The 24,506-nt window shown below is 45.5% G+C and carries 20 protein-coding genes and 2 tRNA genes; 12 read left to right on the top strand and 10 right to left on the bottom strand.

Going from position 1 to position 24,506, the window contains the following annotated elements; all coding sequences use genetic code 11:
- On the bottom strand, positions 1 to 3,335 hold a 3,335-nt coding region (locus AB4329_RS04035), incomplete at its 3' end, for a VCBS domain-containing protein (protein WP_372137681.1).
- A 233-nt stretch (positions 3,336 to 3,568) separates the two neighbouring features.
- Between AB4329_RS04035 and AB4329_RS04040 the strand changes: the two genes are divergently transcribed.
- The 5 genes from AB4329_RS04040 to AB4329_RS04060 all read left to right on the top strand — a co-directional run bounded on the left by AB4329_RS04040 (position 3,569) and on the right by AB4329_RS04060 (position 11,112).
- Positions 3,569 to 4,033 (top strand): hypothetical protein, encoded by a 465-nt coding sequence (locus tag AB4329_RS04040; RefSeq protein WP_017059270.1) that lies wholly within the window; start codon positions 3,569 to 3,571, stop codon positions 4,031 to 4,033.
- Between the two features lie 99 nt (positions 4,034 to 4,132).
- Positions 4,133 to 5,575 carry a TolC family protein gene (locus AB4329_RS04045; RefSeq protein WP_372137709.1) on the top strand — a complete coding sequence of 481 codons (1,443 nt, stop codon included), beginning with the start codon at positions 4,133 to 4,135 and terminating at the stop codon, positions 5,573 to 5,575.
- Positions 5,576 to 5,586: 11 nt separating this feature from the next.
- Positions 5,587 to 7,329, top strand: coding sequence for an efflux RND transporter periplasmic adaptor subunit (locus AB4329_RS04050; RefSeq protein WP_372137682.1), 1,743 nt, complete (start codon positions 5,587 to 5,589; stop codon positions 7,327 to 7,329).
- Entirely contained in the window at positions 7,326 to 10,469 is a 3,144-nt protein-coding gene (locus AB4329_RS04055; RefSeq protein WP_372137683.1) for an efflux RND transporter permease subunit, read from the top strand. The genes AB4329_RS04050 and AB4329_RS04055 overlap by 4 nt, the downstream gene beginning before the upstream one ends.
- Before the next feature lie 103 nt (positions 10,470 to 10,572).
- Positions 10,573 to 11,112, top strand: coding sequence for a cupredoxin family protein (locus tag AB4329_RS04060; protein WP_372137685.1), 540 nt, complete (start codon positions 10,573 to 10,575; stop codon positions 11,110 to 11,112).
- A gap of 126 nt (positions 11,113 to 11,238) precedes the next feature.
- Here the strand turns inward: AB4329_RS04060 and AB4329_RS04065 are convergent, their stop codons facing one another.
- The 3 genes from AB4329_RS04065 to AB4329_RS04075 all read right to left on the bottom strand — a co-directional run bounded on the left by AB4329_RS04065 (position 11,239) and on the right by AB4329_RS04075 (position 12,008).
- Positions 11,239 to 11,496 (bottom strand): hypothetical protein, encoded by a 258-nt coding sequence (locus AB4329_RS04065; protein WP_004731488.1) that lies wholly within the window; start codon positions 11,494 to 11,496, stop codon positions 11,239 to 11,241.
- 324 nt (positions 11,497 to 11,820) lie between these two features.
- Positions 11,821 to 11,895: transfer RNA gene (locus tag AB4329_RS04070), tRNA-Gly, on the bottom strand.
- Between the two features lie 38 nt (positions 11,896 to 11,933).
- Positions 11,934 to 12,008: transfer RNA gene (locus AB4329_RS04075), tRNA-Gly, on the bottom strand.
- 525 nt (positions 12,009 to 12,533) lie between these two features.
- On the opposite strand from AB4329_RS04075, the gene AB4329_RS04080 reads away from it, so the two are divergent.
- From AB4329_RS04080 to AB4329_RS04105, 6 genes are all read left to right on the top strand, one after another.
- Positions 12,534 to 13,697: a threonine/serine exporter family protein gene (locus AB4329_RS04080; protein ID WP_004731486.1), complete on the top strand. Its 1,164-nt coding sequence runs from the start codon at positions 12,534 to 12,536 to the stop codon at positions 13,695 to 13,697.
- A 179-nt stretch (positions 13,698 to 13,876) separates the two neighbouring features.
- On the top strand, positions 13,877 to 14,215 hold the full coding sequence (locus AB4329_RS04085; RefSeq protein WP_004731484.1) for a zinc ribbon domain-containing protein YjdM: 339 nt from the start codon (positions 13,877 to 13,879) through the stop codon (positions 14,213 to 14,215).
- 72 nt (positions 14,216 to 14,287) lie between these two features.
- Complete coding sequence (locus tag AB4329_RS04090) at positions 14,288 to 14,782, top strand: GNAT family N-acetyltransferase (protein WP_372137686.1); 495 nt, start codon at positions 14,288 to 14,290, stop codon at positions 14,780 to 14,782.
- A 92-nt stretch (positions 14,783 to 14,874) separates the two neighbouring features.
- Positions 14,875 to 15,306 (top strand): GNAT family N-acetyltransferase, encoded by a 432-nt coding sequence (locus AB4329_RS04095; protein ID WP_372137688.1) that lies wholly within the window; start codon positions 14,875 to 14,877, stop codon positions 15,304 to 15,306.
- A 140-nt stretch (positions 15,307 to 15,446) separates the two neighbouring features.
- Positions 15,447 to 16,808: a DUF1800 family protein gene (locus AB4329_RS04100; protein WP_372137690.1), complete on the top strand. Its 1,362-nt coding sequence runs from the start codon at positions 15,447 to 15,449 to the stop codon at positions 16,806 to 16,808.
- An 8-nt stretch (positions 16,809 to 16,816) separates the two neighbouring features.
- The gene (locus tag AB4329_RS04105) at positions 16,817 to 18,004 is read left to right on the top strand and encodes a DUF1501 domain-containing protein (RefSeq protein WP_017062670.1); all 1,188 of its coding nucleotides are present in this window, start codon (positions 16,817 to 16,819) and stop codon (positions 18,002 to 18,004) included.
- A gap of 68 nt (positions 18,005 to 18,072) precedes the next feature.
- Here the strand turns inward: AB4329_RS04105 and AB4329_RS04110 are convergent, their stop codons facing one another.
- Complete coding sequence (locus AB4329_RS04110) at positions 18,073 to 18,684, bottom strand: LysE family translocator (protein ID WP_372137691.1); 612 nt, start codon at positions 18,682 to 18,684, stop codon at positions 18,073 to 18,075.
- A 102-nt stretch (positions 18,685 to 18,786) separates the two neighbouring features.
- On the opposite strand from AB4329_RS04110, the gene AB4329_RS04115 reads away from it, so the two are divergent.
- Entirely contained in the window at positions 18,787 to 19,668 is an 882-nt protein-coding gene (locus AB4329_RS04115) for a LysR family transcriptional regulator (protein ID WP_017064462.1), read from the top strand.
- Between the two features lie 63 nt (positions 19,669 to 19,731).
- On the opposite strand, the gene AB4329_RS04120 is transcribed toward AB4329_RS04115, so the two are convergent.
- The 5 genes from AB4329_RS04120 to AB4329_RS04140 all read right to left on the bottom strand — a co-directional run bounded on the left by AB4329_RS04120 (position 19,732) and on the right by AB4329_RS04140 (position 24,295).
- Positions 19,732 to 20,676 (bottom strand): ADP-ribosylglycohydrolase family protein, encoded by a 945-nt coding sequence (locus AB4329_RS04120; RefSeq protein WP_102320749.1) that lies wholly within the window; start codon positions 20,674 to 20,676, stop codon positions 19,732 to 19,734.
- A gap of 192 nt (positions 20,677 to 20,868) precedes the next feature.
- Entirely contained in the window at positions 20,869 to 21,795 is a 927-nt protein-coding gene (locus AB4329_RS04125; RefSeq protein ID WP_372137692.1) for an amino acid ABC transporter permease, read from the bottom strand.
- 134 nt (positions 21,796 to 21,929) lie between these two features.
- Complete coding sequence (locus tag AB4329_RS04130) at positions 21,930 to 22,739, bottom strand: transporter substrate-binding domain-containing protein (RefSeq protein WP_012600468.1); 810 nt, start codon at positions 22,737 to 22,739, stop codon at positions 21,930 to 21,932.
- A 12-nt stretch (positions 22,740 to 22,751) separates the two neighbouring features.
- Entirely contained in the window at positions 22,752 to 23,549 is a 798-nt protein-coding gene (locus tag AB4329_RS04135) for an amino acid ABC transporter permease (protein WP_017062664.1), read from the bottom strand.
- On the bottom strand, positions 23,549 to 24,295 hold the full coding sequence (locus tag AB4329_RS04140) for an amino acid ABC transporter ATP-binding protein (protein WP_372137694.1): 747 nt from the start codon (positions 24,293 to 24,295) through the stop codon (positions 23,549 to 23,551). The genes AB4329_RS04135 and AB4329_RS04140 overlap by 1 nt, the downstream gene beginning before the upstream one ends.
- Positions 24,296 to 24,506: the final 211 nt, after the last annotated feature.

Raw genomic sequence — 24,506 nt, forward strand, 5'->3', positions numbered from 1 at the left:
CCATTAGCACCAATGGTGAGGTTGCCGTTGGTGCCAGTAATCGAATCCGGTGTGAATGCGTTATCTGGGTTATCGACGTCGATACTGGTTAGGGTGCCTGAGGTTGTCACCGCTTTGTCAGTCTCGTCGATGGCGACGGTCGCACTGCTGACAGTAGCTTTATCATTGGTGCCATTGATCGTCACTTTTATGGTCGACGGTGTGCCATCGATGGATGACACCGTGAAGGTCTCTTCGATCTTGTCGCCGATATTTAACTGATTAAACGCACTGCCGGCGGTGAACACCCAATGCCCGTTGGCATCAATGGTTAAGCCGCCGTGGGTTCCTGTGAGCGAAACCGGAGTGAATGTGTTGTCAGGGTTATCCACGTCGGTGCTGGTCAACGTTCCTGAGGTAGTTATAGCTTTGTCAGTCTCATCGATGGCGACGGTCGCACTGCTGACAGTAGCGGTGTCGTTAGTACCGTTAATTGTCACCTTGATAGTGGACGGTGTGCCATCAACAGACGACACTGTGAAGGTTTCTTCGACCTTATCGCCAACGTTTAGTTGATTAAACGCACTGTTCGCGGTGAACACCCAATGACCATTAGCATCAATAGTCAGGTCACCGTTGGTGCCTGAAATAGAATCCGGCGTAAACGCATTATCTGGATTATCAACATCGGTGCTGGTTAGGGTTCCTGAGGTAGTTACTGCTTTGTCAGTCTCATCGATGGCGACGGTCGCACTGCTGACAGTAGCGGCGTCGTTAGTGCCATTAATCGTGACGTTGATGGTCGACGGTGTGCCATCAATAGACGAGACAGTGAAAGTCTCTTCGACTTTATCGCCGACGTTTAATTGGTTAAATGCGTTGTTCGCGGTGAACACCCAATGCCCATTAGCATCAATAGTCAGGTCGCCGTTAGATCCAACAATGGAGTCTGGCGTAAACGTGTTGTCTGGGTTGTCTACATCGGTACTAGTCAATGTTCCTGATGTCGTTACTGCTTTGTCAGTTTCATCGATGGCAACGGTCGCACTGCTGACAGTAGCGGTGTCATTAGTGCCGTTAATCGTGACTTTGATGGTCGACGGTGTGCCATCAATAGACGATACAGTGAAGGTCTCTTCGACCTTGTCGCCGACGTTTAGTTGATTAAACGCGCTGTTGGCGGTGAAGGTCCATTGGCCATTAGCACCAATGGTGAGGTTGCCGTTGGTGCCAGTAATGGAATCTGGAGTGAACGCATTATCCGGATTATCGACATCGGTGCTGGTTAATGTTCCTGAAGTCGTGACTGCTTTGTCGGTTTCATAGATGGCAACGGTTGCACTGCTGACAGTAGCTTTATCATTAGTGCCATTTACTGTGATAGTCACTTGGTGCGGTGTACCGTCAGCAGAATGAATAGTAATGGTGTCGGTAGCGGTTGCTCCTTTGCCCAACGCTTGAACGTTAGGATTTGAATTATCAAGATCGTACGTCCAAGAACCAGTATCGGTCAGATGAAGCGTACCAAACGAGCCTACGATATCGGTGTTGGAGAAGTGTGCTTCGCCAGTATCTACATCCGTTACCGCAAGTGTGCCCGAGGTCTGAAGTTGGGACTCTTCGGTTACCGCGCCGGCACTGGTTCCACTTATCACGGCTTTATCATTGGTGCCGTTAACGGTAATTGCAATTTGATGAGGAGTGCCGTCGGCGGAGTGGATGGTTATGATGTCTGTTGTTGCAGAGCCTTGACCAAGAGCCTGAACTTGTGGATTTTTATTATCTAGATCGTAGGTCCAATCGCCATTGTCTTTAAGGTGTAAAGTACCCAGTGTCCCCTTGAGGTCGGAATTAGAAAAATGCGCCTCTTTTGAGTCGATATCGGTGATGTTGAGTTGGCCTGAAACCGTTAGGTCTTTATCTTCAGTAACTTGGCTTGAGCCATTACTTGTCCCGATAGCGAAAAACGAACTTGGTGAATTTGCTGTACTACTCGTGATTACTGCATGGTCGTTGGTGCCATTGATCGTAACCATAACTTGATGCGCTGTACCATCAGCTGAGTGAACAGTGACGATGTCTGTCGCAGTGGAACCTTGGCCAAGTCTTTGAACTACTGGGTTATTGTTGTCTAAACTGTATGTCCACGCACCGTCTTTGGTGATGCTTAGCGTACCGAAATTACTAGTCACTTGTGAGGCTTGAAAGTGGTCCTCTCCAAGATCAGAGTCCGTTACCGAAAGCTGCCCTTGAACTTGTCTCGTTAAATCTTCAGTTAACGTGCCAGCATCCACACCCGTAATTACGGCATTGTCGTCGTTTCCGCCAATCGTCATATCGATCGTTTGCGGTGTGCCATCTTTGGTGTGAATTGTGAAACTTTCATGCAGTGAAGTGGCTGCGGTTAAAGCTTGAACATTAGAGAGCGAGTTATCAACTTGATACTGCCAATGTCCATCAGCATCGATAGTTAATGAACCATATTTACCTGAGATAACTTCCGGCGTAACCGAACTTTCATTTTGGTCAGGGTCTATGACATCGATTTTGCCGTTCGCATGTAACAAGCCTTGTGAATCAATATTGTGATCTTCTGTTACCACACCTGTTAAGTCTCCAGAAATATTTGGCGTGTCTTGCTTACCTGTTACCGGTATCTGAACAATGATGCTCGAGCCATTAGATAGATGTAACGCAAAATGATCAGTACCTGGTTGGTGCTGGTTTAACAGGATGTATTGAGGAGAATTTGGATTCAATACGAATGTGTATTGACCATTTGCATCAACATGAAGCTCTCCGTACGTACCTTTTATGACTTCTGGCATAAAGGTGACGGGTAAAGCGGGCGTCGTAGGCGCATTCGAATGAGTCGGCTGACCGTTACTCCCTGAGGAGATAGTCGGCATCGATACCGAAGGAATGTAATGGACTTGCGGGTGAGAAAGCGTCGACAAATGATGAGAAGGAACCAAGTGAGAGCTCGAACCATGGGCGGAATGACTTGCACTTAAGGTGGAGTTTACGTCGCTGTCACTCGTCTGAGCTTCTTGGAGAGCAACCGCTGATGAGTCCGCCTTGCTATGGTCATCGGTGACATCTTTTTCGGTCACGTTATTTGCGGTTACTTGATCTGCAGCGTCGCTGGAATTGTCTATACTTTCCGCAGCAGCGTGTTTAGCCAATGATGGCAAAATCATCATGAGTGACTGAAAAAGTGGGATATTCACTTTTAGATGTGAATGCAGTCTGCGCTTCTTTTTTCGTGTTGGTTTCTTTTGTTCTAGCTCGTTACTTTTCTTATTTTTGATTTCTGTATTTTTCTTGTTTGCTTTGACGTTCTTTTTGTTAGCCATTTTTATCATCCGTGAATCGTGGTTGCACTGTCTTAAGTAAAATACACAGATAGAGGTTTCGCTAGCTAATTGGATAATTTTTAAAGAAAAAACTGCAAAGTCGAAGAATTATCTCATTTTGATGAAAGAGAGGATGAATACTTTTTCAACGGTCAGGTAAATATCGGCGCAATGGCATTGACCTTACCCTAAGGGGAACGTTTATAGTTGCGATGTAAATTCAAAGGTAAACTATGACAAACACATTCCGAAAAACTTGGATTATTGTTTTCAGCATCATTGCGATGTTGATGTCTAGCTATGCCTCAAGCTCCTCAGCCTTGATGACTGAAGTAATGATGATGGAAATGGGGTCGAGCAAGTCGGCTTGTTACCACAGCGATACTTCGGTTAATGATTCAATGGCAGGGTGTCATGTGATGAGTGAAGAAGTACACGCTGAAGACTCTAACATGAGTGCCCATGCTTTGATGGCTCAATTCGATATGTCTTCAATGAGCGAAGACGGCAGTCCGATGATGGGTAACCATTGTTCGAGTGCCGATTGCTGTGCCTCAATGTGTTCTGCAAGTCCCTATCCAATTCAGGCTGTTCAAGCCGTTGATCAACTTTCCTTTTCATTAGCTCGTTTTCAATCGGTCACTATTGGCCAGAAAGTCGCACGCGCTCAATCTTTGCTACGCCCACCTTCCGCATAAATCTATATCTAAAAATACAGCTCTATCAGTTAGATAAACCTGATAAGCCATTCTTTTTTATGCGCTAATTAGCGCTAGATATGGACATTCATTGTGAATATGAAACCAACAACCTCTGTGTTTGTCACGAACACGAGCTTAATGGTTGCTGCTGCCTTGCCTATAGCCTTGTTTTCAAGTGCTACGCTCGCGGCTACCACGGCGTCAGCTTCAAATGCTCAACACATTTCAGCACATAACCAAGCAAGCTCGACGCAGCAACTCAATACACTGATTGAGATTGCTTTAAGCGAAGATGGAAATCGCAAGCAGTACTTTGCTCAGTCTCAAGCGATGCGAGAAACGGGCATTGCCAGCTCGACCTTAATGGACCCGAAATTGAAAGTTGGATTTGGCGGTTTGCCTGTCGATAGCTTTCAATTCGACGAAGACCCGATGACTAATATATCGGTAGGGTTGATTCAGCAGTTTGAGCGTGGCGATACGCTTAACCTTCAACAGAAAAAGGCAGGCCAACAGGCAGATGCTTTAGCTTTGCAGGTGCAAGCAAGAGAATTGACGGTTGCGAATAGCATGACGCAGCTTTGGCTTGAGTTAGGTTATCAGCAAAAGGCTGAGTCGGTGATTCGTCAAAATCGTCGCTTGTTGGTTGAACTTGAAAACTATGTACAAACCAATTACTCAATTGGTAAAAGTGAAGCGCAAGATCTGCTTAATGCTCAGCTTCAAGTGAGCAAGCTTGATGAGAAACTTCAGGCAAACCAGCAAGTTCAGCGCCGCTTAATCTCTCAGCTTTCTGAATGGTTGGGTTCTGATTGGCTAGGCTCTCAGGTTCTTGATTCTCAGGGCACACTGAATGCAACTAACCAAATCGATTGGTCGTTGTTGGAAAGCAAATTAGCGACCAATATCAATTCAACCAAGCACTATCAGCTACTGACTGACCATCCTTTGGTTAAGATCTCCGATGTCAGTATTTCCTCCAATCAAACTCAGGTTGAGTTAGCCGAGCAAGCTTATACCCCGCAGTTTGGGGTGGAAGTGATGTATGCACACCGTCAAGCCAATAACATGGCGGGTGAACCAGCTTCTGATCTGGTGAGTGCTTATCTGACAGTCGACATCCCGCTGTTTACGGGGAATCGACAAGATAAAAACTTATCGGCTGCTCAGTATCAAGTTGGTGCGGCTAAATCTCAAAAAGACACCTTACTTTCCCAAATGAACGCGCAAGTGAACGCATTGCTGGTGGACAGATCAAATCTGATCCAGCGATTAGATCGCTATCAAACGTCCTTGCTTCCTCAAACTGCAGCTCGAATCAGCGCGGTTGAAAGGGGCTATCAAAACAATACCGCTCAGTTCAACGATGTCATTTTAGCAACGACAGACGAGCTGGCGCTTAAGTTAGAGCAACAACGTTTGATCACCGATCTCAACATCGTTAACAGCAAACTGGCGGCGTTAGTCAGTGGCTTTGAATACCAAGTAAACCAACCACAACTCAGCTCAAGCGCAACTAAACACACAGCCAATCAATAAGGGAATAGACAATGAATACAGTAAAAGTAGCAACAATCGCTTTATTGGTCGGTGGTGCATTGGGTTTTGGTGTGAACCATTTTCTAATTAATCCAGCACACGACATGTCAGCAATGGCAACGAGTACAGACGCCGAAGTAAGTAAACAAACCAAGGATGAACCTCTGTATTGGGTTGCTCCGATGGACCCAAATTATCAGCGTGATAAGCCGGGCCAGTCACCAATGGGGATGGATCTTATCCCTGTGTATGCTGACGATGTGAACGGCGGAGCCAAAGATAAGCCCGGAACCGTGTTTATTGATTCGTCGGTAGAACATAATCTGGGTGTCAAAACAGCGAAAGTTAAGTTCGAAGCGCTGTCTCCTCGGATTGAAACCGTGGGTTATGTGGCGTTCGATGAAAGTACATTGTGGCAAACCAACGTAAGAGCAGCTGGTTGGGTTGAGAAGCTCTACATCAACTCAGTGGGTGAGAAGGTAAACAAAGGTGATGTGCTTTTCACACTCTATTCTCCAGAGCTTGTTAAAGCACAAGAAGAGTTGATCAGTGCTTATAAAACGGGTCGTAAAGGTTTGATCAAGGGCTCGACTGAACGCCTAATTACCTTGGGTGTTGATAAGACTCAAATCCGCGCTATTACGCGCAAAGGCAAAGCCTCGCAAACCATTGAAGTCAAAGCGCCAGCCGATGGTGTCATCGCAAGCCTGAATATCCGAGAAGGTGGTTATCTTTCACCTGCACAAGCGGTGATCAGTGCTGGCCCATTAGGCGAAGTATGGGTTGATGCTGAGGTGTTTGAGCGCCAAGCGCATTGGATCTCGTCAGGCAGCAATGCGGTGATGACGCTAGATGCCATTCCCGGCAAAGAGTGGTTGGGTAATGTCGATTACGTGTACCCAATCCTTGACCCAAAAACTCGAACCTTGCGCGTTCGTTTGAAGTTCTCCAATCCCCATGGCGAGCTTAAGCCAAATATGTTTGCCAATATTGCGCTGAAACCCATTAGTGATGAAGCGGTTCTTACTATCCCAAGATCTTCGGTGATTCACTCCGGTGGTATGACTCGAGTGGTGATGTCAGAAGGTTCTGGCAAGTATCGCTCTGCTCGTATTGAGGTTGGTCGTGAAGCTGGCGAAAAAATAGAGGTGCTTCAAGGGCTAGAGCAAGGTGAGAACATTGTCACTTCTGCGCACTTCATGTTGGATTCTGAATCGAGCCAATCTGCTGATCTGTCACGCATAAATGGTGTTGAGGAAGAAGCTGAAACCGTGTGGGCAAACGGTGAAATTTCCGACGTTATGCAAGGCAGCCGTATGGTGACGATTAACCATCAGCCTGTTCCTGAATGGGATTGGCCGGGTATGGTGATGAATTTCACCTTTGCGGAAGGCTTAGACATGAGTGACGTGAAACGTGGTAAGGCGATTGATTTTGAGATGAGAAAGACAGAGTCAGGGCAGTACGAGGTTGTTGATTACAAGGTCAACAAACACAAGATCGCCGGCGAAGTTTGGGTAACGGGTGACATCACCATGTTGATGGCAGATTTTGGCATGATCACTGTAAAACATCAGCCAGTCCCTGAGTGGAATTGGAAAGCGGGTGAAATGAATTTCCAAGCCAGTGATGACCTTGATTTATCTGAGTTTGCCGAGGGTCAAACCATTCGGTTTCTAGTGGCGAAGCAAGGTTCTGATTATGTGCTCAAATCTCTCGAACCGACGAATAGCACGGGTGAGGGCGAACTATGATCAATGCAATTATTCGCTGGTCTATTAGCAACCGTTTCTTAGTGCTGGTTGCCACTGTCGCCATCGTATTTGGCGGTTTATACAGCGTTAAAAATACACCTGTCGATGCCATTCCTGATTTGTCAGATGTTCAGGTAATCATCAAAACCAGTTATCCGGGTCAAGCCCCACAGGTGGTCGAGGATCAGGTGACTTATCCATTAACCACCGCCATGTTAGCTGTACCGGGTGCTGAAACGGTTCGTGGCTACTCGTTCTTTGGTGATTCCTATGTCTATATCATCTTCAATGACGATACTGATATGTACTGGGCACGTTCACGAGTGTTGGAGTACTTAAGCCAAGTTGCACCTAACTTGCCATCGAGTGCCAAGCCAACACTAGGGCCAGATGCAACCGGTGTGGGCTGGGTTTACAGCTACGTGTTGCAAGATAAAACTGGTCAGCATGACTTAGCGGAACTTCGCAGTTTGCAAGATTGGTTCTTGAAGTATGAATTGCAAACCGTAGAAGGCGTGTCTGAAGTTGCGACCGTTGGCGGCATGGTGAAGCAGTACCAAGTACAGATTGATCCTGCCAAGTTACGTGCATATGACCTGACGCTTCAGCAAGTCAACAAGGCAATCCAAGATGGTAATCAAGAAACAGGAGCGTCTGTTGTTGAGATTGCCGAAGCCGAACACATGGTTCGTACGACCGGTTACCTGACAAGCATTGAAGACATTCAATCTTTGCCGCTAAAAGTGACTGACAAAGGTACTCCTTTGTTATTGGGCGACATTGCCGATATTAACCTTGGCCCACAAATGCGTCGTGGTATCTCGGAACTCAATGGTGAGGGTGAGGCGGTTGGCGGCGTTATCGTGATGCGCTTTGGTGAAAATGCCAGTGAAGTGATCGACTCAGTGAAATCCAAGCTCGCTGAACTGCAAGCAGGCTTACCTGATGGTGTCGAGATTGTCGCGACTTATGACCGTTCTACTTTGATTGATTCAGCCGTTGAAAACCTTTGGAAGAAGCTGGCTGAAGAGTTCATCGTGGTCGCCGTCGTGTGTGCGCTGTTCTTGTTCCATATCCGATCATCACTGGTTATCGCGCTAAGTCTGCCTGTCGGTATCTTAGGCGCATTCATCGTTATGCATTGGCAGGGTATTAACGCCAACATTATGTCTCTTGGCGGGATCGCGATTGCGATTGGCGCCATGGTGGATGGTGCCATAGTGATGATTGAGAACGTTCATAAACACATTGAACGGACTCCGCTCACTGACAAAAACCGTTGGCAAGTGATTGGTAAGGCAGCAGAAGAAGTTGGCGCGCCGCTGTTCTTCTCTCTGATTATCATTACCTTGAGTTTTGTGCCTGTGTTCGCGCTAGAAGGGCAAGAGGGCAAGATGTTCTCGCCACTTGCGTTTACCAAGACGTATGCGATGGCGGCAGCGGCGGGTTTAGCTATCACGCTTGTGCCTGTGCTAATGGGTTACTTCATTCGTGGCAACGTGCTACCTGAACACAAAAACCCAGTAAACCGCAGCCTAGTGGCGATGTACAAGCCGCTTCTAAATCTCAGCCTAAAATATCCAAAGGTGATGATTGTTATCGCACTTGGCTTAATGGCGTCTGCTTATTACCCAACCAGTAAGCTTGGTAGTGAATTCATCCCTCCTTTGGACGAAGGGGATTTGATGTACATGCCAACCACGTATCCGGGTATCTCAATAGGTAAGGCTCGTGAGTTGTTGCAACAAACCAACAAGCTCATTAAAACCATTCCAGAAGTCGAAACCACGTGGGGCAAAATTGGCCGAGCAGAGACAGCAACCGATCCTGCGCCACTGACCATGATTGAAACCGTGATTCAGCTTAAACCGCGAGATGAGTGGCGTGACGGTGTCACTACTGAGTCTCTGCGTAAAGAGTTTGATGAACTGATTCAATTCCCCGGTTTGACTAACGCTTGGGTCATGCCAATCAAAACGCGTATTGACATGTTAGCGACCGGTATTAAAACGCCAATTGGTATCAAAATCGCAGGCCCAGATCTGAGCGTGATTGAGGATATTGGCTCTCAACTTGAACCCATCCTCAATAGCGTGAGTGGTACGGCTTCTGTCTACGCTGAGCGTGTTGCGGGTGGTCGTTATGTGACGATAGACATCAAACGTCGTTCTGCTGCGCGATATGGCTTGAGCATTAAAGAAGTGCAACAGGTTATTTCGACTGCGGTTGGTGGCATGAACGTGGGCGAAACCGTTGAGGGGCTAGAGCGTTACCCAATCAATGTCCGTTACCCACAAAGCTATCGTGATTCTGTCGTTAAGTTGCAGAACCTGCCGTTAGTGACACCAAATGGAGCGCGAATTGCTTTGTCTGATGTTGCAGATATTCGCTATGAAGATGGACCACCAATGATTAAGACGGAGAACGCGCGTCCTAATGGTTGGGTGTTCGTTGACATCGAAGGTCGCGACCTTGGTTCTTATGTTGCAGAGGCGCAAACAGTCGTTACAGATCAAATCGTCTTACCTGCTGGTTATTCATTGGCGTGGTCTGGTCAATACGAATACATGGAGCGTGCGAAGGAGCGTTTGAGTGTCGTTGTGCCAATCACCATCGCCATCATCATGTTGTTGCTCTACCTCAGCTTCCGCCGCGTCGGTGAGGTGATGATGATCATGCTGACATTGCCACTCGCAATGGTGGGTGGTTTATGGCTGATGCATATCCTCAATTACAACTTCTCCATTGCAGTGGGGGTGGGCTTCATCGCCCTTGCCGGGGTAGCTGTTGAGATAGGTGTGATCATGTTGGTCTACCTAAACCAAGCATGGCACTACAAAAAATTGGATGCGGAGCAGAACCAGCAAGCACTTCAGAGTGAAGACTTAACGGATGCGATTCGTGAGGGTGCAGGACTGCGTGTTCGCCCAGTGATGATGACAGTACTTACGGTGATCATTGGCCTCATTCCAATTATGTATGGCGAGGGAACGGGCTCTGAAGTGATGCAGCGAATTGCCACGCCGATGATAGGCGGAATGGCGTCGGCACTGTTGCTTACCCTACTGGTTTTGCCTGCAATCTTTAAGCTCTGGAAACAGCGAGAGATTACTCAGAGCCAAAACGAGACAAGTAAATAACGCACTGACTATAAAGCCCTTACTTGCGAGACCGGAGTAGGTAAGGGCGCACCACATGAATATGTGAAACTAACATAAAACAGAATTAATCTAAGGAACGACCATGAAAAAGACACTAATTGCTATCGCTCTAACACTGACCACTGCAACGGCTTTTGCTGAAATGGATCACTCAATGATGAAAAATGGAGAGATGGATCATTCAAAAATGGATCACAGCATGATGAAGGATGGAAAGATGGACCATTCGATGATGAATATGGAAGGCATGTCTGAAGTGGGTATGCCTGCGACAGGCGCAAAGCCGGATAAAGTGGTTCATGTTCTGCTAAGTGACGATATGAAAATCACATTTAAGAACAAGGTTGATATTGAGCCGAACGACGTGGTGCAGTTCGTTGTGATGAACACAGGCAAGATTGATCACGAATTTTCGATTGGTTCTGCTTCAGAGCAGCTAGAGCACCGTGAAATGATGAAAAACATGGGTAATCACGCTCATGACTCGGGCAGCACAGTTACAGTTAAGCCGGGTAAAGCGAAGCAATTGCTGTGGCATTTCCATGGTGATAATAACGTAGAGTTAGCGTGCAATATCCCTGGTCACGCTGAAGCGGGTATGGTGAAGTCGTTAACGCTTTAGACGTTAATCAATAGCGCTTTGTTGAATTAGAAATTCAATGAGGGCTAGAAAATTAAAGATAAGTCTTAACTTATACCTAAAGCGCTTTGCTGTGAGGGATTCGCTGAGGCTTATCTGTAGTTAGAATCACTGTAGCAAGATAGAAGTTTCAAGCAGGTGGTGTGCCTCGCCGCTCAGGTGCGGTAGCTCTGCCATGATCTTTTTAAACTTGTCGTCGATTGATTCTGCTTCATTCAGCGATCGAAAAGCCAGTACAGCCTGTTCAGGCTCGCTGTTCACATAACCTTTCAATGTATCTAGCTGAATTTTATTGGCATTTTCGACTTTTGCTAAAGCGACATTAATTGCTTCGATGTTAATTGTTAACTCATTGCTTTTAAACATTTTTATTATTTATGGGTTGTTGCTAATGCGCGCACATTAACACAACTGTTTTTTCGGATATTGACCAAGATTATTAAATTGGAACAATTTTGAAAATCATTAAAAGCTGAACTGCAATGTGTGATTTGGATAGGTGTCAGAAATACGAAGCAATTTAAGGAGTTAATAGCTCTGGTTAGTCAATTAGCGTTGATTCGTCAATCCAAGCTTAAACAAAATAAGTTTAATCAGTATAGATTTAATGACTATGGATTTAGCAAACGGAGAAAGTTTTTGAATAGGGTATTGCTGGAAGAAAGCACGTCATGGAGCGTAAGGATAAGTTGGAGCGTGCAGCGGGAATCGAACCCGCATCATCAGCTTGGAAGGCTGAGGTAATAGCCATTATACGATGCACGCACACTGTCTTATGAGTAAGACTGAGGCATCAAGAAGACTGGAGCGTACAGCGGGAATCGAACCCGCATCATCAGCTTGGAAGGCTGAGGTAATAGCCATTATACGATGTACGCACATCGTCTTAACGAGAGTGATAATGCCACATCTAACTGAAAACGAAACCTTTTTCTTTCATTTTTATTCTAAGTGCTCGCATAACCACCACTCCGCTAGTTTTTCCATCATGTTCGGCGCTTTCAGAGTGAATAAAACGTGACTAAAATCTCGTTAAAAGGAGGGCGAGAAATATTAGTAGATGTCATGCTGCTTTTTGCGATAAATCCGAGTCAATTTATAAACACGCTTTGGTGGTGCTTAGTTGTCATAAATCTCATGAAAATTAAGGAATTTGGAGTGTTAACATAAACTGATTTTTATTTGTGTTTTGGCGTCCACTAATAACAATCTGAATGCATAAATTTAACTTATCAGCCTGTCAAAACATCCAGTAAACTAATCCCAAATGAGTAGAGTTATAGGCACTTATAAGCCTTTGCAGAAAAAAGTAACGAGTTCAGTTGATAATTCACGCAAAAGTCTCGTCATTCTGTCTATCGTTTGGTACATTTGCCGCACATTTTGTCTCCCCTAAAATTCCCATGCCTTCTCAGTTCCGAATTAACAAAATTGTTGAAATTGGTGACACTCTTCACCGCAGTGGCTGTGCTCCTTACAAGCTAGAGAAATACACTCAATTCTATGCAAAAAAGCATGGTGTGGATGTGATGATCCAAGCAACGCCAACTGCGATTAACTATCAATTTCCAGACGATAACAACGCCGTTATTCTTAAGCGTCTAAAGCCTGCGTCAATTAACCTGAGTTTGTTGGCCAATACGATCATTCGTATTAACCAGCCAAGCAGTGAGCCTGTACCAGAACCTGTCGGTTACTCAAAATTTGTGACTGCACTTGCCAATATGGGTATTCCGCCTGCTTATTTGATGCTGGTGGGCAGTACGTTGGAAGCGGTGGGCTTTTCTGCGTTATTGGGTTTGATGGTGTGGGTATGTCAGCAAGTTCTTCATTCACGTCGTGCTATCGCGGTTGAGTTCATCTCGGCACTGCTAACCGGTATCTTCGTGGCGTTTCTGGCGAGCACAGGGTTGCCGATTCCGGTGTGGGCGTTGTGTATCGCCTCGATTGTCTTGTTTGTCCCCGGGTTATCCATAGCTAACGCATTAGAATGTTTGGCGTTTAATGACTTGGTTTCTGGTACCAGCTTGCTAGGGCAGAGCGCCTTAACCCTGATTAAGCTGTTTGTCGGGATTATCATGGGGCTCAACATCGGTGAAGCGATATGGGGACAAGCGGTCTCCATCGACTATACCAACGCGGTACCGATGTGGATGCACATATCTGGCTTGGTGCTGATCTCTGTGTCTATCGGTGTGATGTTCAATGCTCGCCCTAAAGACATCTTACTTGGTTTGCCAGTTGCCGTTCTCGGTATGTGGGGCCCATTCTATCTAGGTTTTGATAGTGGTTGGGTTGTCGGCACTTGGGTGACGACGGTTCTTATTACTTTGTACGGAACTTGGATTGCCAAGAAGATGGAGCTCACGGGTTCTATTTATATCGTGCAAGGGATCATCATCTTGGTTCCGGGTAGCCGAGTATTAGTGAGTGCCAGCCAGTCGGTGTTTGAACAATCGATTTTGCCTATCCCGAGTATTGGTTTATCGGCGTTATTCATGTTCTCGGCAATCGTGGCAGGGCAAATTACCGCTTACTCGATTTACTCACCAAAAGTCGAACGTTAAGCCGTTCCGCTTTTCAAACCTTTAAACAAACACAGCTTAGCGGCTGTGTTTGTTCGTTTTAGGTGCTGCTCTTTTTTGAAGACAATTAGCTCTCCGTAAAACTTGTTAGATTTATGCTCGCTAAGCCTGACAAGAGCCATTAAAATGGAACAAATTCTATTTAAATTAAGTATTAACGTATGTCTCTACCTCCTTGCCCGCAATGCCAATCTGAATATGTTTACCCAGACCAAAACAACCTAATCTGCCCTGAGTGCGCCTACGAATGGAACCCAGAAGAAGAGCGTTTAGAAAGAGAAGCCGCGCGTGTTAAGGACGTGAATGGCGTTGTATTGGAAAGTGGCGATAAAGTTACCTTCATTAAAGATCTAAAAATTAAAGGCAGTTCTAGCGTATTGAAAATTGGTACTAAAGCTGTGATTCGACGCATCAATGAAGGCAAAGATCACCAACTAGATTGCAAGCTGGATGGTGGCGGTGAAATGCTGGTTACGGCGAAGTACGTTAAGAAGCAGTAGTCGATAATAGGTCAAAATTGCGAGTCGCTCCTGAACTAAATAGCGTAGAAGCCGTTGGAGAATCAACATCATATGGACATGGTTAAAGCTGCTCTTTCACATTCAACGGCCTTTCATTACTATGTGAACGCTTGCGCTGAGGATGGGGTAGATATTTACACGGGGATTTCCGATGGCAGTGATGCCTATTTAGAAAGACGAATTGCTTATTCAAAAGGCGAGGGTTTGCCAGAAGGGTGGACGCCTGCTTCTACGTATTTTTGTATCGACTCTGGTCAAATCCTTGGTGTCATAAGAGTTCGTCATGGTACCAGTCCGCACATTCACGATGTTATTGGACATATCGGATATGAGACGCTGCCACAAGCCAGAGGGCGGGGTATCGCAAGTCATATGTTGTGTTGGGTTCAACGACACGTATTGACCGAAAGCGCTATTATTACGTGTGAGAGGGGCAATATTGCTTCGCAAAAGGTGATAGAGAAGTGCGGTGGACAATTCCTGAATACCTTTTATTCAGAGCAAGATAAACACGAAGTCTTACGTTACCAACTAGAACCAAAATGAACATTTAAGCGTGGCATTTTTGGTTGTGTCTGGGGCTCTGAATTCCGGCTTAAACGAAAATGAAACCATAGCCAATTATTGTTGGAGGTATTTTGAAGTATTCAACAAGACCGGCTCAGTCATCAGATTATGAATTTCTGTTTGAGCTCAAGAAAGCCGCTGAGTTTGAACCGATCAAAGCCGTATTTGGCTGGGATGAGCAAATTCAACGAGATATACACGCCGAAGAGTGGGCAGAAGAACGACCTGAAATCATTGAATATCAAGGCAAGGCGATTGGCAGTGTGTTGTTGCAAGACAAAGGCGAACACTTCTATTTTTGCCGATTCTTCTTACTGCATGATTATCATGGAAAGGGCATTGGTAGCCAAGTACTGAAAGATTGCTTAACTAAGGCTGACAGCCTCAATAAACCCGTCGAACTTTGTTACCTAAAAGGTAATCGAGTTGGGGAGTTGTACTTGAGGTTTGGCTTTGAAATCACCTCTCAGAACGAGCAGTTTGTCTATATGTGGCGTAAATAGACACTCATTCAAAATGATCACACCGTGTCGGTAACTTGATAGGCACCTGACACTTATCTAACGTAAAACCTTGTAAAGCTCCCTATGCTTGATGACTAAGCGATTACACTTAGAAAAGATCGAGCGTAAGGGAGTGTGCAATGAATTATTACCCGACTTCAAAAATCGTAGGTGAACAAAGGTTTGGCTTTGGGCCAAAACTAGGTCAAACAACCTATTATTCTCCTGTAGAACAGTTGGATAAAAAGCCATTCGTTCACCAAGCTATACAAGACTTACCGAGTACTGAATCTACTCTGATTAAAGTAGGAGAGAATCGTGTACAACGAATGAAGGCCAAGGGTGACGAACAACAGATGCAAGCCACGAAGAAAGAAGCGCAGTCTTTTCTTCGAACGCAGTATCGACAACAAGCTCAAGCTCGCCACCTACAAAGTGTTGAAACTCCTTATGGTTTTCAAGAGCGCATCATTCAGTTTTGGGGCAATCACTTCGCCATCTCGGTCGATAATCGAAAACTGATGCCCTTGGCCGCCAGCATTGAAAACGATGTGGTTCGCCAGCATTGGAATGGTAACTTTGGCGAGATGCTGATGGCTTCTTCTAAACATCCTGCGATGCTTCTGTATCTCGATAATCAACTCTCGATTGGTCCCAATTCAAAAGTCGGAAAGCGCCGTAATAAGGGGCTCAATGAGAACCTCGCTCGTGAGATCTTAGAACTCCACACTCTTGGCGTTGACGGTTCTTATACTCAGCAAGATGTTATTGCTTTAGCGAAAGGCATTTCAGGCTGGGGCATTAAATTCAAATCTCCTGATGCTGGTTTTCGATTTGCTAATAACCTGCATGAGCCAGGAAGTATCACACTGCTTGGAAAGGCTTATTCTCAATCCGGCGTCTCGCAAGGAGAGTCGTGTTTAAAAACCTTAGCGACCCACAAAGACACTGCTGCGTACTTGGTTGGTAAGCTGTGCCAGCATTTCATTGGCGACATACCTAAAGAACTCTCAGAGCAAATGGTTGCTGAATATCTGAGAGGCGAGGGGAATTTACTGCCTGTTTATCGCTTGTTATTGAACAGCGCTGAGGCGAGTAAACCTAACCCTAATCGTTTTAGACCGCCGAAGGAGTGGCTGTTTGCCGTTCTTCGTAGTGCCGATATTTCTTTAAACGAGAAACAGGCATTCAATGCACTCAACAATTTAGGGCAGCCTCCTTTTAAACCGGGTTCACCTGCAGGCTGGTCGGATCAAGACAGAGACTACAATAGCCCTTCGGCGTTGACTCAACGTATGCAAGTTGCGAATAGGCTTGCGTCTGCTGCAATAAAATCGGCTAAAGCGTCAGGAGTTAAGCCGAAAGCGGTAGTGGATAAAGTGATCGCGGGTTTATATGGCGATGCTATTGATGAACACACCCAAATTGTATTGAACAAAGCCGACAGCGCTGCAATGCAACTTTCCCTGTTGTGGCTAAGTCCGCAGTTTCAATATCGTTAGGAGTGGGTATGAAAAAGTCAGATTGTTCTCAGAATAAAGCGCCACATAGTATTAACCGCCGCCAGTTCATGGGTATTGCGGCGGCTGTTGGCGTCAGTGCGATGCTGCCATTTCCAAGCTTTGCCAAAACAGGTTCAGACAATATCTTCATTTGGGTATCACTGCGTGGCGCGATGGATGGTTTAAATGTTGTAGTGCCGCATGCCGATCCGGATTACTCTAATTTGAGACCCAACATCGGATTAAAACCTGAACAGCTAGTGAAGTTGGATGATTTCTTTGGGCTTCACCCATCCCTAAAGCAATGCCATCAATGGTATGAGAGTAACGAACTCAGCTTTGTACACGCTTGTTCAACCGCTTATCGCGAGCGCTCACATTTTGATGGACAGAAGATATTGGAGAATGGCACTTCCGACCCGTTTAACACCGTAGGGTGGATTAACCGTTTACTCACGTTGAGCTCAGAAAAATACGATGGAATAGCGATTGATTCGGGCTTACCACTCATCATGCAGGGCGAATCGACCGTTGCAAGTTGGTACCCAAACCGCTTAAAAACACGTGATAAACAAACGGAACTGCTGGAAGAGTTGTTTCAAAGTGACCAAATGCTGTCTTCAAACTTTGAAAGTGTCATGAAGATAGATCAACTGGTGGGCGACCAAGGTGTCGGCAAACAGTTTAAATCATTGATGGGTAAAACAGGCGACATATTGTCGGCTGATAACGGACCAAACATCGCAGCGTTAGAACTCGGTGGGTGGGACACTCACGCCAATCAAGGCAACGTAAATGGACGGTTGAGTAATCAGCTTAAAACTTTGGATGTTGGGTTAGCGGCTCTCAAAGCTTCACTAGGTGATCGTTGGCAGAAGACAGTGATCATCGCGGCCAGTGAATTTGGTCGAACAGCAAAAGAAAACGGCACCAAAGGCACCGACCACGGCACTGGCAACGTCATGTTTGTTGCAGGTGGCACGATGCCATCGTTGAAAGGAGCGGGTGGTAAGGTTATTGCCAATTGGCCGGGCTTGAGCCAAAGCCAACTATATGAAGGCCGAGATCTTAATCCAACGATTGATATGCGTTCGGTTATCAAGGGTGTGCTCAACCGACATTTATCGATAGAAGTGAAACAACTCAACGCTATCTTCCCTGATAGTGCCGATATTAGACCGATGAATCTTGTTTAGAGTTTTACCAAGACCCAGTTAGATGCGATTCAGTCGTTTGAATCGCTTTCTATTTCTGACTCGCTTGTTTACGATTTAATCGCCAACAGTGCTCCGAACGTCACTAAGCCAACCCCACACGCTTGATTGAGTCTTTTCTTGGCTCTCAATAAGTGCTTTTGTAACGTCTTCGAAGTGAAAAGCATGGCGACAACTCCAAACCATAATCCGTGAAGAAAAATCATATAAAGTCCATAGCCGAGTGCGACATGCTGGTTCTCTGCATCAGGTGAGATGACTTGAGTGAAGATGCTCAAGAAGAACAACATGGTTTTTGGGTTGAGCACGTTACACAAAAAGCCCTGGGCTAAATAGCGCCAAACACTGGTGCTTTGCTTCGTATCTTCCATCGGTGCAAGTTTGTTGTTTGCGCTCAGGATACCTTTTAGCCCTAGATAAATAAGGTAGGTTGCACCTGCGTATCTAATCATGTCAAACAGCTGCTCATTCTGTGAGATTAAGTAACTGTTCCCAAGCATTGAATAACTGATGTGAACACAAATCGCTAAACTCACACCGATTGCAGTCCAAATCCCTGCTTGTCTTCCTTGATTGACACTGTTTTTCAAAACTAAAACGAAATCAGCGCCTGGGCTGATAACAATCAATAGTCCCAATACTGCTAGGCTTAACCACTCCATAATGACTCCAACTCTTTATATTTGATGAGCCAGCATTGTATGGTTTTTTATTGCTGCCTATAATCGAAATGAATTCTACCTATCTGTGAGAAAAAATCACACATGAGGCATTTGAAAGCATTTCATATTTTCCACGTAGCAGCGCATTCGAGTAGTTACAGTGAAGCGGCGGATAAACTCAATATCACACATGGCGCGGTGAGTAAGCAGATCAAGGTATTGGAAAATCACTTATCCCAAGTTTTGTTCTACAAACAGGGCAGGAATGTGTGTCTCACCAAAGAAGGGGAATTACTCAAAGGTTACACAGAGCAAGCGTTCCAAGCCTTGGAGACTGGAGTCCATAAGCTTAATCAGCTGAATCATCAAGCGTTGGAAGTTTCATGCGAACCCACATTGACCATGCGTTGGTTAATGCCTCGACTCGGTGATTTCTATAACGAATCCGGAATTGATGTTCGATTGTCGACTGCTGGTGGGCCTGTGAACTTGAATGCGACAGGGCTCGATATGGCGATTCGCCGAGATGACTTTAAATTAACCGAGCGTTACGAACAGATACCGCTAGTTGAAGAGTGGGTAGGCCCTGTGTGTTCCCCGGGTTATTGGCAGCAGGTAAAAGATAACTTAGATGATGTGAAATTACTGCACAGCAGTACACGGCCAGATGCTTGGAGTCATTGGGGTGCTATCACTATAGATAAAGTTAATGGTGGAGAGTGGTCAAAAGCTCGAGCGAACCAAACATTTGCACACTTCTACTTTTGCTTTCAGGCGGCTGTCGATGGGTTAGGCATAGCGCTTGGGTCTTATCCACTTGTCGCCGACGATCTTGAAAGAGGTAACTTGATCGCGCCGTTTGGCTTCGTACCTTCTGGTCACCAGTACATATTGCTCACGCAAGATAGCAACCATGAAGAGCCAGAAAGCCCGTTTGTTGTTTGGCTGAAGAATGAGTTATCGCAGTGTGTTCCAACTTTATAGGAACGACATCCGACCTAGAAGTGTGCTTGTCTTATGTCAGGCTCTAGTTCGTTGTTGTGGAAATCACTCAATAGGCAAAGACAGCACGCCACCATTGAGTTCGACTTGTTTTAGCCATTCGGTTGGAATTTCGCCATCTCCTTCGTAGAAACACGCCGCTAATACCGCGCCAATTACAATCGCACGACCGCAGCTGTCACCACCACATAAGATGTTGTCGCGAATGCCTTGTTGATAACTCTGAGCACCTGCAATAATGCGAATCAGCAAGGGGAACGCGGCACTCAGTTCACAATGCAATCCAAACTTCTTCGCGGCATCTGTAATCGAAAGCTCAGGATCAGCCAGTGCTTCGTCGATTTGATCGTGTATGAACTTGCTACAAGTTTGTCGCACCATTTCTACCGATTGCAGTGGAGAGTTGCCTTGAATTGCCGCTTGAACCAATAAGGTGATGGCTTGTGCCCATTCCACGGCTTTGTCGTTGTTGTTGGTCACTCGTACCGCACTCTCTACCATTGCCGGTAAGGTGTGAGAGGTGTAAGTACACGCCACTAAAGGAATTAGCTTTGAAACAGCAGGTAGCTGGGTGTCATCAGCGCCACAGGCTGTGATTGGAGCTTCTGTTAGCTCTAGTTTATGTATGTTCAGCAAGCTCATACGAGTCGCTTTATCAATGTAACCTTGCCAACTGCCACCAAAATCAAACCAGAAACGGAAGTGCTTAATGTAACTCGCTTCGTCGTAGTGTTGATTATCGGCTAGGCTATCGACCATCGCCAATAACTGAGCACCGTATTGTGATTGGTCGCCAGCGGTTTTACCTTGGTGGGCGAAGTAGCCTTTGTCTTGATAATCGAACTGGTTTGGTGAGCGAAATTCTGGTTCAAAACCCGCCACGTGCAAGATCCTCTCTTGGTCATACAACCAATGCAGCCCCATGGAAGCGGCGTCTCCAACCAATGCGCCAACAACGGCGTAAAAAGCTCTTTCTTTATGATTGTCCATGTTGAGCGATGTCCTTGAGATGAATCAACGTAGTTCGATACGTTAAGTATAGTGATTAGCCGAGCATTTTGCTGTGTTTCTAAGAAGAAATATGAAGGAATAAATCCTGACTGATCAATAACTTAAACCAATCAGGTGAAATGGGTAAGGGTGATGAATAGCTGGGCGAGTCGGTACTTCTTATTAATGACGTTACTGATGGTTAAGGTAAGCACTAGAACGTTGCTCAATCACTTTGAACAGACGCGAAAGCACAAAGCATAAAGCAAAATATACGAAGCCTACAATCAGCCAGATCTCGAAGATCAAACCTGACGAGTTTGCCATTTCAGTACCAACGAAAGTCATCTCTTGGATAGAAATCAGAGACACAATCGACGTGTCTTTAACCAAAGAGATTGCTTGGCCAGCCAATGGCGGTGTGATGGCCGTTAATACTTGCGGGCCAACCACAAATCGATACTTAGACAATGCCGATAAGCCGAGTGAATCGGCCGCTTCCCATTGGCCTTTTGGAATACTTTCTAAGCCAGCTCGAATCACTTCTGCGATGTAAGCCGAAGAGAGCAAACCGATACAGATAACACCAGACGCCAAGTTTTCCCAAAGGTTAGCAGGACCAAACAGAAAGGCTTGAACAGCGTTAATATCGCCGTTGTGTTCACGCAAGATACTTTCTAAACCAAGTAATGGAATCAGTTGGTTTGAAACGAAAAAATAGAATATGAAGACAAACACCAGCGGCGGAATATTTCGAACCAACTGGATAAAAATCAGTGCAGGGGTACGAAAGAAAGTGATTTTAGAGTGCCTTGCAACGCCAAGTAATGTACCAAAAGAGAGTGCTAACACCATACTCCAAACACTCAAGCGCAGTGTCGCGATCAAGCCTTGGAAAAAGTAAGGAATATTGCCTTGAGAAGGCGGAATGAAAATCAGGGTAAACGCATCTTCCCAGCGCCACTGGTAGTTAATACCAACAGCGGAACGATAATAAAGCCAGCCTGCAAACACACAAATGACAGCGAGTAACACGCCATCCAAAAGGTTAAGGCGTTGATACCAAGGCTTCATATAAACGTTGGGCTTAGGTGTTGTTAATGCGCTAGTACTACTCACGTCATTCCTGTTTAAACAATAATAATTAGTAGGCTGTTTTGTTGAGTTTTAGATCATCAACAAAGCGAATCAAATTGCCGATGAGAAGGCAGTGCAGACAACGCACTGCCTAGATTCACTAGCAAAAGTTCTGATTACTGACCTTGAGCAATCTGGTCTTGCCAATCTAGAGTAGAGAACCAGTACTCGTAACGCTCTTTCAACCAACCATCTTCAGTACGTGCTTTGATCCATTCGTTGAAGAATTCTGCCTTGTCAGTTTCACCTAGGCGAACTGCAAATGCTTCGTTACCTTTTGATAGACGCTCTTCAAATGGAATAAATAGCGTGTCTGCGTTTTTGATCGTTTCGTGTTCTGGTTTCGGGCTAGACGCGATAACCGCGTGTGCGTTGCCGTTCAACACTTCTTGGAATGCTTGAGCATCGTCATCGAACTGTAGAACTTTCGCCTTAGGGAAGGTTTCACGAGCGACTTGAACCGTGAATGCTCCACGACGTGCTGCAATTTTTACACGGCGAGAATCAAAATCAGATATTTGAGTAAAACCTTCCGCTAGCTCTTTATTAGCAGCCAGTTGAACGCCAGAGTGCGAGTAAGGTTCAGTGAATAATACGCTTTTGGCACGAGCTTCAGTGATAGACATACCGCCGATGATCACATCAAATTTCTTCGACAATAGAGAAGGGATAATACCGTCCCATGCCGTAGGTACAAATTCGACTTTCCAACCAGAATCTTCGGCAAGGCGTTTCGCCACGTCGATTTCAAAGCCAACGAGATCGCCTTGTTTGTTACGCATCGCCCAAGGAACAAATGTCGACATACCAACGCGCAGTGAGCCACGTTCGTTGATTTTATCGAGGTTAGGCGTTTCAGAAGCAAGTGCAGGCAAACTTACGGCAAGCGCAAGTAGGGCTGTAATTGCGGTTTTAAATAGCTTCATGCTGATAAATCCTTATTGTGTTCGCCAGTTAGCCCCGAGCTTATGCTCAAGCCAAGCAGCAACGGCAGAAAGTGAAAGTGTAAGAGCAAGATAAATGATCGCCACCGAGAACCAAATCTCGAATGGCATCGCGGTTTCAGAAACAATGTTTCTGGCTTCAGTCGTCAGGTCAAAAATAGCCATGACACTCACAATTGAAGAGTTTTTAATAAGAGAGATCACTTCATTGGTCAAAGGTGGCAAGGTGCGTTGCACCACCTGAGGAAGAATCACATCCCAGTAAGTATAGGTCTTTGATAAGCCCAAGGATTGAGCTGCTTCAAATTGTCCTCTCGCAATACCATTTAAACCAGCACGAAATATCTCGGCGGTGTAAGCGCCTTGGAAAAGTGCCAAGGCTAAAACGGCAGTACTAAAGCGATCGAGCCCTAATACGGGGCCAAATACAAAATAGAGTAAATAAATTTGTACTAATAACGGCGTGTTACGAATCAACTCAACATAGCTGGTGGCTAAGGTGCGTCCAACTACAGAATTTGAGTTTCTCAATAGCGCCGTCGTTAAGCCGATGATCAGTGTCGCGACCAAAGAAATCAGAGAGATATTGATGGTAACCAGTAGCCCTTCAACTAACTCTGCAGGCCACCATTCGCCATCTTCATAGAAAGCAATATAGTCCGGCACGCGCTCCCATTGCCAGCTGTATCCCATGGTTTGTGCGCCAGAATCGAGAATCCAGACAACAGCGGCCACTAGTACAACAATTTGTATTAGAGCGGAAAGGGCTGGTTTAATAATTCGAATCAACATCAATAAGTCAGGATCTGATTTAGGAACGCTTGAGTACGTTCATGTTGAGGGTTTTCAAAGAGCGCTTGTGGGGTATTCGATTCCACAATTTGTCCTTCATCCATGAAGATAACGCGGTCGGCCACTTGTTTTGCAAAGCCCATTTCGTGGGTGACACACACCATGGTGATGCCTTCGCTCGCCAGTTCAACCATCACATCGAGTACTTCGTTGATCATCTCCGGATCAAGCGCTGAAGTCGGTTCATCAAAAAGCAGTAATTCAGGCTTCATGCACAGCGAACGGGCGATAGCTACACGTTGTTGCTGACCGCCAGAAAGTTGCACTGGGTATTTGTTGGCTTGTTCAGCGATGTGTACGCGATCGAGATAGTGCATTGCTATCTTCTCGGCTTCTTGTTTGCTTTTTTTAAGCGTACGAATCGGAGAAAGAGTAAGGTTTTCGAGCACGGTAAGATGGGGGAATAAATGAAAATGCTGAAACACCATTCCGACTTGGCCAGGTGTGTTGAATTTACTCGGAAGTACTTGTTCTAACACGCAAAGCTCGCCACTTTCGAAAGGTTCTAGCTGATTGATACAGCGGATTAAAGTTGACTTTCCCGAACCTGATGGCCCGCAAATCACCACTATTTCTCCCTGTTCAATATTTAAATCGATATCCTTTAGGGCATGAAAATCACCATACCACTTGTTAAGTGACTTAAACTTAACCATTTCCTTGAGATTGTTCAAATCGTTGTTCATACCTAGTAAAGAGACAGGTTTACCTTACCAATATAGAAATCTGAATGCACATAAAATTAAGGACTTATGAGAATTTAATAGCATCTTGTAGGGCAAATTAAAAAGCAGCGCCCAAAATGAACGCTGCTTTGTTTGTACGAAAGAAATAAGTAATGGGTTCAGTCAGATGTAAAAAATCATCTTTGTGTGACCATTGTCTTTGCTTTCTCTC

The sequence above is a fragment of the Vibrio sp. 10N.261.54.A5 genome (assembly GCF_041471145.1).
Taxonomy (GTDB): Bacteria; Pseudomonadota; Gammaproteobacteria; order Enterobacterales; family Vibrionaceae; genus Vibrio; species Vibrio crassostreae_C.

Excerpts from the sequence above, each read along its gene's own strand:
- AB4329_RS04040 (WP_017059270.1), top strand. The coding sequence starts at position 3,569 with ATGACAAACACATTCCGAAAAACTTGGATTATTGTTTTCAGCATCATT.
- AB4329_RS04045 (WP_372137709.1), top strand. The coding sequence starts at position 4,133 with ATGAAACCAACAACCTCTGTGTTTGTCACGAACACGAGCTTAATGGTT.
- AB4329_RS04050 (WP_372137682.1), top strand. The coding sequence starts at position 5,587 with ATGAATACAGTAAAAGTAGCAACAATCGCTTTATTGGTCGGTGGTGCA.
- AB4329_RS04055 (WP_372137683.1), top strand. The coding sequence starts at position 7,326 with ATGATCAATGCAATTATTCGCTGGTCTATTAGCAACCGTTTCTTAGTG.
- AB4329_RS04060 (WP_372137685.1), top strand. The coding sequence starts at position 10,573 with ATGAAAAAGACACTAATTGCTATCGCTCTAACACTGACCACTGCAACG.
- AB4329_RS04065 (WP_004731488.1), bottom strand. The coding sequence starts at position 11,496 with ATGTTTAAAAGCAATGAGTTAACAATTAACATCGAAGCAATTAATGTC.
- AB4329_RS04080 (WP_004731486.1), top strand. The coding sequence starts at position 12,534 with ATGCCTTCTCAGTTCCGAATTAACAAAATTGTTGAAATTGGTGACACT.
- AB4329_RS04085 (WP_004731484.1), top strand. The coding sequence starts at position 13,877 with ATGTCTCTACCTCCTTGCCCGCAATGCCAATCTGAATATGTTTACCCA.
- AB4329_RS04090 (WP_372137686.1), top strand. The coding sequence starts at position 14,288 with ATGGACATGGTTAAAGCTGCTCTTTCACATTCAACGGCCTTTCATTAC.
- AB4329_RS04100 (WP_372137690.1), top strand. The coding sequence starts at position 15,447 with ATGAATTATTACCCGACTTCAAAAATCGTAGGTGAACAAAGGTTTGGC.
- AB4329_RS04105 (WP_017062670.1), top strand. The coding sequence starts at position 16,817 with ATGAAAAAGTCAGATTGTTCTCAGAATAAAGCGCCACATAGTATTAAC.
- AB4329_RS04110 (WP_372137691.1), bottom strand. The coding sequence starts at position 18,684 with ATGGAGTGGTTAAGCCTAGCAGTATTGGGACTATTGATTGTTATCAGC.
- AB4329_RS04115 (WP_017064462.1), top strand. The coding sequence starts at position 18,787 with ATGAGGCATTTGAAAGCATTTCATATTTTCCACGTAGCAGCGCATTCG.
- AB4329_RS04120 (WP_102320749.1), bottom strand. The coding sequence starts at position 20,676 with ATGGACAATCATAAAGAAAGAGCTTTTTACGCCGTTGTTGGCGCATTG.
- AB4329_RS04130 (WP_012600468.1), bottom strand. The coding sequence starts at position 22,739 with ATGAAGCTATTTAAAACCGCAATTACAGCCCTACTTGCGCTTGCCGTA.
- AB4329_RS04135 (WP_017062664.1), bottom strand. The coding sequence starts at position 23,549 with ATGTTGATTCGAATTATTAAACCAGCCCTTTCCGCTCTAATACAAATT.
- AB4329_RS04140 (WP_372137694.1), bottom strand. The coding sequence starts at position 24,295 with ATGAACAACGATTTGAACAATCTCAAGGAAATGGTTAAGTTTAAGTCA.